The sequence below is a fragment of the uncultured Catenibacterium sp. genome (assembly GCF_900540665.1).
In the GTDB taxonomy this organism is placed as follows: domain Bacteria; phylum Bacillota_I; class Bacilli_A; order Erysipelotrichales; family Coprobacillaceae; genus Catenibacterium.
This window is the reverse complement of sequence record NZ_UQGV01000080.1, coordinates 1-10,086: the sequence shown is the minus strand read 5'-3', so window position 1 is coordinate 10,086 and position 10,086 is coordinate 1. Positions and strand designations below refer to the sequence as shown.

At 34.0% G+C, this 10,086-nt stretch carries 11 protein-coding genes; 9 read left to right on the top strand and 2 right to left on the bottom strand.

Going from position 1 to position 10,086, the window contains the following annotated elements:
* Window positions 1-186 precede the first annotated feature (186 nt).
* From QZQ55_RS09555 to QZQ55_RS09525, 7 genes are all read left to right on the top strand, one after another.
* Window positions 187-819 (top strand): phosphatidylcholine/phosphatidylserine synthase, encoded by a 633-nt coding sequence (locus QZQ55_RS09555; protein ID WP_295092807.1) that lies wholly within the window; start codon window positions 187-189, stop codon window positions 817-819.
* Between the two features lies 1 nt (window position 820).
* The gene (locus QZQ55_RS09550) at window positions 821-1,681 is read left to right on the top strand and encodes a phosphatidylserine decarboxylase (RefSeq protein ID WP_295092805.1); all 861 of its coding nucleotides are present in this window, start codon (window positions 821-823) and stop codon (window positions 1,679-1,681) included.
* Between the two features lie 98 nt (window positions 1,682-1,779).
* Window positions 1,780-2,550 (top strand): ParA family protein, encoded by a 771-nt coding sequence (locus QZQ55_RS09545; RefSeq protein WP_295092803.1) that lies wholly within the window; start codon window positions 1,780-1,782, stop codon window positions 2,548-2,550.
* Entirely contained in the window at window positions 2,540-3,427 is an 888-nt protein-coding gene (locus QZQ55_RS09540) for a ParB/RepB/Spo0J family partition protein (protein WP_295092801.1), read from the top strand. Before QZQ55_RS09545 ends, QZQ55_RS09540 begins: the two co-directional genes overlap by 11 nt.
* Window positions 3,428-3,521: 94 nt before the next feature.
* Window positions 3,522-4,988 (top strand): glycoside hydrolase family 1 protein, encoded by a 1,467-nt coding sequence (locus QZQ55_RS09535; RefSeq protein WP_295092799.1) that lies wholly within the window; start codon window positions 3,522-3,524, stop codon window positions 4,986-4,988.
* 72 nt (window positions 4,989-5,060) lie between these two features.
* On the top strand, window positions 5,061-6,482 hold the full coding sequence (locus QZQ55_RS09530; protein ID WP_295092797.1) for an NAD(P)/FAD-dependent oxidoreductase: 1,422 nt from the start codon (window positions 5,061-5,063) through the stop codon (window positions 6,480-6,482).
* A 2-nt stretch (window positions 6,483-6,484) separates the two neighbouring features.
* Complete coding sequence (locus QZQ55_RS09525; RefSeq protein WP_022425725.1) at window positions 6,485-6,679, top strand: DUF951 domain-containing protein; 195 nt, start codon at window positions 6,485-6,487, stop codon at window positions 6,677-6,679.
* Between the two features lie 202 nt (window positions 6,680-6,881).
* On the opposite strand, the gene QZQ55_RS09520 is transcribed toward QZQ55_RS09525, so the two are convergent.
* Entirely contained in the window at window positions 6,882-7,577 is a 696-nt protein-coding gene (locus QZQ55_RS09520) for a polysaccharide deacetylase family protein (RefSeq protein WP_230310065.1), read from the bottom strand.
* Between the two features lie 60 nt (window positions 7,578-7,637).
* Window positions 7,638-8,111, bottom strand: a complete 474-nt coding sequence (locus tag QZQ55_RS09515) for a phosphatase PAP2 family protein (RefSeq protein ID WP_295092795.1) — start codon at window positions 8,109-8,111, stop codon at window positions 7,638-7,640.
* A 91-nt stretch (window positions 8,112-8,202) separates the two neighbouring features.
* Between QZQ55_RS09515 and ychF the strand changes: the two genes are divergently transcribed.
* A complete protein-coding gene (gene ychF, locus QZQ55_RS09510) occupies window positions 8,203-9,303 on the top strand; it encodes a redox-regulated ATPase YchF (protein ID WP_295092793.1) in 1,101 nt (366 codons plus the stop codon).
* Complete coding sequence (gene srtB / locus QZQ55_RS09505) at window positions 9,303-10,022, top strand: class B sortase (protein WP_295092791.1); 720 nt, start codon at window positions 9,303-9,305, stop codon at window positions 10,020-10,022. Before ychF ends, srtB begins: the two co-directional genes overlap by 1 nt.
* Window positions 10,023-10,086 lie beyond the last annotated feature (64 nt).

The following is a 10,086-nucleotide window of genomic DNA, read 5'->3' as shown; positions in this document are numbered from 1 at the left end:
AACGGCGACGATAGTGTGAAGACGCGACAATAGCAAGCTGCCAGGTCCTTTTTTTATTGTAATAAACGAGAAAATAGCCTTGAACAGGCTATTTTTTATTTACAGAAAGAACTTAAATAACTATCATTCAATATGCATTCATGCTATAATGAACCCGATTATAAAAAAGAAGGAAAGGTGAATTGTATGATTGGTTATTACAACTATACAGTCATTCTAACATATTGTAGTTTAATCAGTGCGATTGTCGGAACTCACTTCGCATTTGAACACAATTATGTTTTGGCGTTATTCTGTCTTATGCTTTGTGGCTTTTTTGATTCTTTCGATGGTATCGTTGCACGTTCAAAAAAGGATAGAACAGAAGAAGAAAAGGAGTTTGGTATTCAGATTGATTCTCTTGTAGATTTAATCAGTTTTGGTGTTTATCCTGCAATCATTGCCTATTCAATGGGATTCAACAGTTTCCCTTGTTTAATCATCTTTATTATATATATTCTTGGTGCTGTCATTCGTCTAGGATATTTCAATGTGATGGAGGATATGAGACAGCAGCAGACAACTGAAAAAAGAAAGTATTATCAGGGATTACCTGTTACATCTTCATCTCTAATTTTTCCAATGATCTACTGTTTAACAGTATGGCTTGCAGTACCACAGGTTCAGTTTATTTATTTAATTGGATTACTTGTTGTGGGTATTTTATTTGTACTTAATATTAAAGTATTCAAGCCAGACTTTAAGGGTGTATTAGGTCTTATAGGCTTTGGTATTATCCTTTTAATTATTCTTGTTATTAAAGGTGTCGTACTAATTTAATATGGCAATATTCAAACGTAATGGTGAAAAATTAGATTATGATCAGTCTCAGGATTTATTCTTAGAGAAGCTATACGGATCACTTGCAGGAAGATGCTTACTAAAAGTACTTACTCAGCCTGTTATTACAGAAATTGGTGGTGCTTTTATGAATTCTTCTTTATCTAAAGGACAGATCACGTCTTTTGTAGAGAAGAACAATATAGATTTGAATTTATATGAATCACAGAGCTATCATTCTTACAATGACTTCTTTACACGTACTATTAAAGATGGTGTAAGACATATTGATGAGGATGAAAGTACATTGATTGCGCCTTGTGATAGTAAATTAACTGTCTATCCTATTGCAGATTCATTACAACTTAAAATCAAGAATTCAGTTTATACAATTGAAGACTTACTAATGAGCCCTACACTCGCTGATGAATATAGAGGCGGTCTATGTCTTGTATTTAGACTTACAGTAGATGATTATCATCACTATCATTTTATCGATGATGGGACTGCAGAAAAGGAACACTTTATTAAAGGTATTTTTCATACAGTTAATCCGATTGCGAGCGATTATTATCCTATCTATAAAACAAATAGCCGTGCCTATACAGTTCTACATACAAAACATTTTGGGGATGTAGTCCAGATGGAAGTAGGGGCTATGATGGTAGGTAAGATTACAAATCTTCATAAACAATCATTCAAACGTGGTGAAGAAAAAGGCTATTTTGAATTTGGCGGTAGTACAGTTGTCTTATTCATTAAGAAAGATGTAGTAGAGATTGATGAAGACATTCTCAATCATTCAAAAAATGATGATGAAGTACGTGTTCTCATGGGAGAACGTATCGGTACACTAAAATAGTGAGAAGGATAGTGAGAAGGTTTATACCTTCTCATTCTTTTTGTTTTGTTTAAAGAGTTTTATGATATAATTAAGAATGCGAATAAGGAGGTTATGTGATGGGCAAAGTAATCGCAATTACAAACCAAAAAGGTGGCGTAGGAAAAACAACCACTAGTATTAATTTATGTGCAGCACTTGCACTTATGAAGAAGAAAGTATTACTTGTAGATATGGACGCTCAGTCTAATGCGACGCAGGGTATTGGAATAGATCGTTCTAGTTTAGAAAAAACAACTTATGATGTACTTATTGATGAAGTACCCATTGAGTCAATCATCAAACATAGTGAAATACCACATCTAGATGTGGCACCTGCAAGCATTGACTTAGCTGGTGTAGAAGTACAATTATCAGCTGTGCCAAAGGGAAGAGAAAAACGTTTAAGAAAGGCTATGGAAAGTGTCAGAGATCAATATGATTATATTATCATTGATTGTCCACCTGCCTTAGGTTTATTAAACACAAATGCCCTCACAGCTGCAGATAGTGTCTTAATTCCTGTTCAGTGTGAATATTATGCACTAGAAGGGTTAACACAGCTTCTAAATACTATTTTATTAACACAGTCAGTATTTAACCGTAATTTGACAATTGAAGGTGTATTATTAACTATGCTTGATTCACGTACTAATCTAGGTGTAGAAGTAACACAGGAAGTACGTAAATACTTTAAAGATAAAGTTTATAAAACAGTGATACCTAGAAATGTAAAGTTATCAGAAGCACCTTCTGCAGGTCTTTCAATCTTTGATTATGATTCACGTAGCGAAGGCGCTAAGTCTTACGCAAGACTTGCGAAAGAGGTGGTGAGCAGAAATGGCAGATAAGAAAAAACGTTTAAGTAAAGGATTAGATGCAATATTTGATACAACATCTACTGGTGGAGATCTTCAATCAATGATTTCTGCGATTGAAAGTAATTCTAATGAATACTCACAGGAAAAGGTTTCTATTGATTTGATCAGACCAAATCCTTATCAGCCTAGAAAACACTTTGATCAGGATAAACTGAATGAATTAGCACAGTCTATTAAAGAACACGGTATCTTACAGCCAATTCTATTAAAGAAATCTATTCATGGTTATGATATTGTAGCTGGTGAAAGAAGATTTAGAGGAGCGAATATTGCAGGATTAACAGAAGTGCCTGCAATCATTGTCGACTTCACTGATGATCAGATGATGGAAATTGCGCTTCTTGAAAACATTCAAAGAGAAGATCTTAATGCGATAGAAGAAGCACAGGCTTATAAAGCCATGATGGATAAGATGAATCTAACTCAGGAAGAATTAGCTGGTCGTATTGGAAAATCAAGAACACATGTGACTAATACTTTAAGACTTCTTAATATCAATGAGAAGCTCCAGCAGTATATTCTTGAAGGTATTCTTTCTATGGGACATATTAGACCATTAGTTGGTTTAGATGATGAAACTGCTCTTAAAATTGCCAATCGTGCTATTAAGGAGAAGCTTTCTGTACGTCAGGTAGAAGATATAGTCAGAGGATATAAACTTGCTCAGAAACGTAAAAATGCACCTAAAAAAGAAAAGAATACAACTTATACATATGCAGAAGATTTATTAAGAAAGAAGTTCCGCACTAAAGTAAAGGTTGAAGAAAAAACAATTACTCTTAAGTATTCTGATACAGAAGACTTAAATCGTATTCTAGAAATCATGGGTGTAATAGAAGATATCTAAAGAACAGGAAACTGTTCTTTTTTCATTTCTAGGAAATCTTAAAGTTTAATTCCTATTCTATGTATAATAAACATGAAAGAAGAGGACACATAATATGAAACAATTTCCAGAAGGATTTTTATGGGGCGGTGCTGTCGCTGCCAATCAGTATGAAGGTGGATGGAATGAAGGCGGTAAAGGTATTACTGTCTCAGACTGTGCTAGAAGCCATTTAGATGTAGATGTACAGGACTATAAGAAACAAAATGAAGTCACTACAGCTGATATCGAAGAAGCATTAAAAACACAGGATGAAGTTTATTATCCAAAAAGACATGGTGCAGATGGATACCACCATTACAAAGAAGATATTAAGTTATTCGCAGAAATGGGATTTAAAGTTTTCCGTTTATCTATTGCCTGGGCAAGAATCTTCCCTAATGGTGATGATGCAGTACCTAATGAAGAAGGCTTAAAGTTCTATGATGATGTCTTTGATGAATGTTTAAAATATGGTATTGAACCATTAGTCACTATTTCTCATTATGAACCACCTATTAATCTTGTATTGAACTATGATGGATGGTATTCAAGAGAAGTTATTGATATGTTTGTACATTATTGTGAAGTCATTGTGGATAGATACAAGGATAAAGTAAAATATTGGCTTACTTTCAATGAAGTAGACTCTATGATCAGACACCCATATACTACAGGTGCACTTATTAAAGATCGTTTCCCAGGTAAGAACTTCAATGAAGTTATCTTCCAGGCTATGCATCATCAGTTTGTAGCGAGTGCACTTGCAACTAAGATCGTACATGAAGCAAGACCAGATGCTAAAGTAGGTTGTATGTTAACAAAACTTACTTATTACCCATATACATGTAAACCTGAAGATGTTTTACAGGCTCAGCAGGATATGAGAAGTACATATTGTTATAGCGATACACAGGTATTTGGTGAATATCCAGCATACTTATTATCTAAGTTCAAGAATGAAGGCATCAATATCAAGATGGAACCAGATGACTTAAAGATTATGAAGGAATATCCAGTTGATTTCGTTTCATTCTCTTATTATTCATCTAGCTGTGTCGCAAAAGATGACAACGGTTTAAAGAAGACTGCAGCTAACACTAATGTGGCTATTAAGAACCCATATATTCCATCATCTGACTGGGGATGGCAGATTGACCCTATTGGTTTAAGAATCTCTTTAGTAGATTTATATGATCGTTATAGAAAGCCATTATTTGTAGTAGAAAATGGTTTAGGTGCTAAGGATGAATTAGTGAATGGTACTGTAGATGATCAGTATAGAATTGATTACTTTGATGCACATTTTAAAGAAATGTATAATGCGATTGTAGAAGATGGTGTAGACCTCATGGGCTATACATCTTGGGGATGTATTGATATTGTTTCTGAATCTACAAAACAGATGTCTAAACGTTATGGTTTTATCTATGTAGATTGTGATGATCTAGGTAATGGTACTTATAAACGTTATAAGAAGAAATCATTTGATTACTACAAACATGTCATTGAAACAAATGGTGCATGCTTATTTGAAGACTAAAGGTAGTGTTTTACTACCTTTTCTTTATGTCGAAAGAATGGTATTATTGAATGGTAAAGAAGCGAGGTATATATGAGAGAAAATTATGATGTAATTGTAGTAGGTGCTGGTCCAGCAGGAATTATGGCAAGTTATGAATTCGTATTAAAGAATCCTAACTTATCAGTATTATTAATTGATAAAGGAAGAGCAGTGACTGCAAGACATTGTCCTATCAAAGATAAGAAAATCAAACAGTGTCCAGTCATCAAGGATAATGAACCAGGCTGTTTGCCAGCATGTTCTATTACATGTGGATTTGGTGGTGCTGGTGCTTATTCTGATGGTAAGTTTAATATTACAAGTGAGTTTGGTGGATGGCTTACTGATTATCTTCCAGCTAATGAAGTAGAAGATGTAATTCGTTATGTAGATAGCTTATATTTAAAGCATGGGGCAACTAAAGATATTACTGACCCAACTACAGACAAGGTAAAAGAAATCGAACACAGAGGCTATGCAGTCGGATTAAAGTTATTACGTGCTAAGGTTAGACATTTAGGTACAGAAGAAAACTTACGTATCATGACTGAAATGCAGGAAGTATTAAAGGAACATATTGATATCCAGTTCAATACAGAAGTAGAAGATATTATTGTAGAAGATAATACAATCAAGGGTATTAAGCTTGCGAAGGGTGACATTATTACAGCCTCTAAAGTATTACTTGCACCAGGTAGAGATGGTGCAACATGGCTAGATGCTATCTTTAAGAAACATGGCTTAGATCTTTATAACAACCAGGTAGATATTGGTGTACGTGTAGAAACATCTAATATCGTTATGGATGAAATCAATAAGAACTTATATGAAGGTAAGTTTATCTATAACACATCTGTAGGTACAAGAGTAAGAACATTCTGTTCAAACCCTAGTGGACATGTTGTAATAGAAAACCATGAAGGTACAATGATGGCCAATGGACATGCTTATCATGATCCTAAATTAGGTTCTAATAATACTAACTTTGCACTATTAGTATCTCATGTATTCTCTGAACCATTTAACCAGCCAAATGAATTCGCACATCAGGTGGCTCAGTTAGCAAACAAACTATCAAATGGTTCTATCATCGTACAGAGATATGGTGATATTCAAAAGGGTAGAAGAACAACTGAAAAGCGTTTAAAAGAAGGCTATACAGTGCCTACATTGCCAGAAGCTGTTCCAGGTGATTTAGGTCTTGTATTACCATACAATACAATGAAATCAATCGTAGAAATGATTGAAGCATTAGATCATGTGACACCAGGTATTGCGAATGAACATACATTACTTTATGGTGTAGAAGCTAAATTCTATAGTGCAAGACCAAAGGTAAGAGAAGGATTTGAAACTCTTGTAGATGGTTTATATGTTGCCGGTGATGGTGCAGGTTTAACACGCGGACTTGCTCAGGCAGGTGCTAATGGAATCTTAGTTGCAAGAGATATTATTAAAAGATTAGGAGAATAATGATGGAATACGGATTACATGATATTATTGAAATGAAAAAGCCTCATCCATGTAAGAAATCCACACAATGGGAAATCGTAAGAATGGGTGCGGACATTAAAGTGAAATGCATGGGTTGCGGTGCAATTATCATGTTTTCACGAAGAGATTTTGAAAAGAGATTAAAGAAAGTTATTGAACATAAAGAAAGTGAATAACTTATATTGACTCCATCAAAAAAAATGATTTAATAGACTTAGAAAAGGATAACTGATGTAGAAAAATCGGTCTCGTCTAACACGGCGTATATCTAATTAGATATATGGCGGATGAGGGATGCCCATTCTTAGAAATGGTTCGACCGCCCCTCCAGTTATCTTTTTTTATTTACACAAAAACGAGAGGTGCCCCTCTCGTTTATTAGTTATTGATACGTTGATGACTGACAAAGTCAGTATGTTCTAAAGTTTTAAAAGTATAGCCATTTGCCTGATAGTATTCAATAATTGCAGGTAACGCCTGTACTGTTGTTGTTTTAGTGGCTGTATCATGCATTAAAATACAGACACGAGGTAGCCTTGACTTAGAACTTTCAATAATACGTGCAGGATTTACTGAACGTCTTGTTGCATCATTAGAAGATACATTCCAGTCATAATACTTATAGCCTTTCTTTTCTACTTCCTGTGCAACCTTAGCCATAATTCCCTGTGAATAATGTCTTGATATCGTATTTGAACTTCCCCCAGGGAAACGAATTAATTTACTTGTACGTCCTGTTTGTTCTTTGATGATTTTCTCAATATTACCTAAATCCTCAAAATAAGTTTCTTCACTTTGATAAATACTATACTTATGTGTATAACTATGTGCACCAATGGCATGTCCTTTTAAATAAGCTGTACGAATATAGCTTTGATAACGAGCATTTTCACCAGTCACAAAGAATGTTGCTTTCACATTATATTTATCGAGAATATCTAATACTTGAGGTGTGTTATGAGAAGGTCCATCATCAAAAGTAAGATAAACTTCCTTCACTTCATCAGCATGTACAGGACTATAAACAAGACTAATTAAAAGCATAAAAGCTATCGCAATATTTATCTTTTTCATGATTACATCTCCTTTATCGGATACCATTATACACACTTCTCTGTGTAATAGTTATGTATTCTATAGAAGTTCAATAATAAGACTTAACACCATTCCAGCAGTCACATCACTGATATGATGAAGACCACTTAAAACCCTTGTAATTGCAGTTAAAAATGCGAATATAAGCATCACTATGCCAATATATAAATCAAAATGAATTGCAGTAAATGCGATAATAAATGCACTTGCAGCATGTCTAGAAGGGAAAGAACATCCTTCACGATGTTCAAAGAGTGGTGTGATATCCAAATAGTCATAAGGACGTGATTGATTAATCAGTTTTCTAATGACTGTTACAATAAGAAATGCAGCACAAGGCTTGATGATTGCATAAATCAGATAATCATCATGAGTTACATAGAAACCAATCAATAACATCACATAAGAAACCATCATGATATATTTTAATGCGATTGTAAGAAATCCTACCACTTTTTTATAAGTAGGATGAGACCATAAAAATTTATTTAATCTTTCATATATAGTATTCATTTTATCACCTTCCTCATTATACCATTCATTCATTGCAATTTGATGTTAAGTATAATAAAATAATGTAGATTAAAAGGAGTGAATATAAATTATGTCATTAACTGCAGGAATCGTTGGTTTACCAAACGTTGGTAAATCTACATTATTTAATGCGATCACAAACGCACAGGTAGAAGCAGCCAACTACCCATTCGCAACAATTGACCCAAACGTAGGTGTTGTTGAAGTACCAGATCATAGATTAGATGATCTTGCTGCAATCTTTAACCCAAAGAAGACTATCTATACTACATTTGAATTTACAGATATTGCTGGACTTGTAAAAGGTGCCTCTAGAGGTGAAGGTTTAGGAAATAAATTCTTAGCTAACATCAGAGAAACAGATGCAATCTGTGAAGTAGTAAGATGTTTTAGAGATAAGGATATTACTCACGTTGATGGTTCAGTAGATCCCGTACGTGACGTTGAAACAATCAACCTAGAACTTGTAATGGCTGACTTAGAAACAGTGGACAAGAGAATCGGTAAGATTGAAAAGAAAGCTCAGACTGGTGATAAAGAAGCAAAAGCTGAAATGGAAGTTTTAGCACCATTAAAAGAAGTATTAGAAGCAGGTAAAATGGCTCGTACTCTTACTTTTAATAAGGAAGAAATGGTTTATGTAAAACAGTTCAACTTGTTAACTACTAAGCCTATGATCTATGTAGCTAATATGGGTGAAGAAGATATCGAAGATCCAGATTCAAACCCATACTATATCACTTTAAAAGAATATGCTGCAAAAGAAGGATGCGATGTTGTTCCTATCTGCGCTAAGATCGAGAGTGAATTAGCTGCATTAGATGCAGAAGATAAAGCTATTTTCATGGATGATTTAGGAATCAAGGAAAGTGGTTTAGATAAGCTTATTAAAGAAACATATGCTTTATTAGACTTAAAGACTTTCTTCACAGTGGGACCTGATGAATGCCGTGCATGGACATTTACAAATGGTATGACAGCACCAGAAATGGCCGGTATTATTCATACAGACTTCCAGAAGGGCTTCATTAAAGCTGAAACTTATACATATGATGATATGATGCAGTATAAGAGTGAAGTGGCTTTAAAAGAAGCTGGTAAGATCAGACAGGAAGGAAAAACTTATAAAGGACTTGATGGTGATATCATGTTCTTCAAGTTTAACGTATAATGAAGATTATTAGACGTATTCTTCTTGTAGTATGTTTGGCTGTCTTTCTATATAGTGCAGGTAATCTTTTAAATATTGGATATAAATATTATAAGTTAGACTCTGACAACAATAAGCTACAAGAAAAAGTCGTAACTGAAGTGAAGAAGGATTCACCACTGGATAGAAAAATTGATTTTAATCAATTAAAGAGTATTAATGAAGATATTGTAGGATGGATTTATATTCCTGATACAAACATTGATTATGCTTTATTAAAAGGAAAAACAAATGATACATACATTCATACAAACTATGAAAAGAAGTATTCATTTGGAGGCAGTATCTTCTTAGATGAAGATAATAATGCATCATTGACTGATAGTAATACAATTATCTATGGTCATAATATGAAGAATGGTTCAATGTTTGCGAATATTAAGAAGTTTGCAGATCATGATTATTTTATTAATCATCCTGAAGTATATATTTATTTACCAGATGGCAGCATTAACGTATATTCCATCTATAGTACAAAGATCATTGATGCAACAAGTGATTATTACTTAAAGGACATTGATTATACTTCTTATATCGCAAATGCGAAATCATCCGCTAAACAATCAAGAGATGTAGACACACAAAATGGGGCACCATTACTGCTTCTATCTACATGTTATGCGCCTGATACAACAACACGTAGTGTTTTATTTGCAAGACTTGAAAAGAACGTAAAGTAATTTGCGTTCTTTTTGTAGTGTGCCGGGCATGGCACTAATTCAGTCGGAGATAAACCGACCACAG

Coding starts and splice junctions, on each gene's coding strand:
- QZQ55_RS09555 (WP_295092807.1), top strand. CDS start 187: ATGATTGGTTATTACAACTATACAGTCATTCTAACATATTGTAGTTTA.
- QZQ55_RS09550 (WP_295092805.1), top strand. CDS start 821: ATGGCAATATTCAAACGTAATGGTGAAAAATTAGATTATGATCAGTCT.
- QZQ55_RS09545 (WP_295092803.1), top strand. CDS start 1,780: ATGGGCAAAGTAATCGCAATTACAAACCAAAAAGGTGGCGTAGGAAAA.
- QZQ55_RS09540 (WP_295092801.1), top strand. CDS start 2,540: ATGGCAGATAAGAAAAAACGTTTAAGTAAAGGATTAGATGCAATATTT.
- QZQ55_RS09535 (WP_295092799.1), top strand. CDS start 3,522: ATGAAACAATTTCCAGAAGGATTTTTATGGGGCGGTGCTGTCGCTGCC.
- QZQ55_RS09530 (WP_295092797.1), top strand. CDS start 5,061: ATGAGAGAAAATTATGATGTAATTGTAGTAGGTGCTGGTCCAGCAGGA.
- QZQ55_RS09525 (WP_022425725.1), top strand. CDS start 6,485: ATGGAATACGGATTACATGATATTATTGAAATGAAAAAGCCTCATCCA.
- QZQ55_RS09520 (WP_230310065.1), bottom strand. CDS start 7,577: ATGAAAAAGATAAATATTGCGATAGCTTTTATGCTTTTAATTAGTCTT.
- QZQ55_RS09515 (WP_295092795.1), bottom strand. CDS start 8,111: ATGAATACTATATATGAAAGATTAAATAAATTTTTATGGTCTCATCCT.
- ychF (WP_295092793.1), top strand. CDS start 8,203: ATGTCATTAACTGCAGGAATCGTTGGTTTACCAAACGTTGGTAAATCT.
- srtB (WP_295092791.1), top strand. CDS start 9,303: ATGAAGATTATTAGACGTATTCTTCTTGTAGTATGTTTGGCTGTCTTT.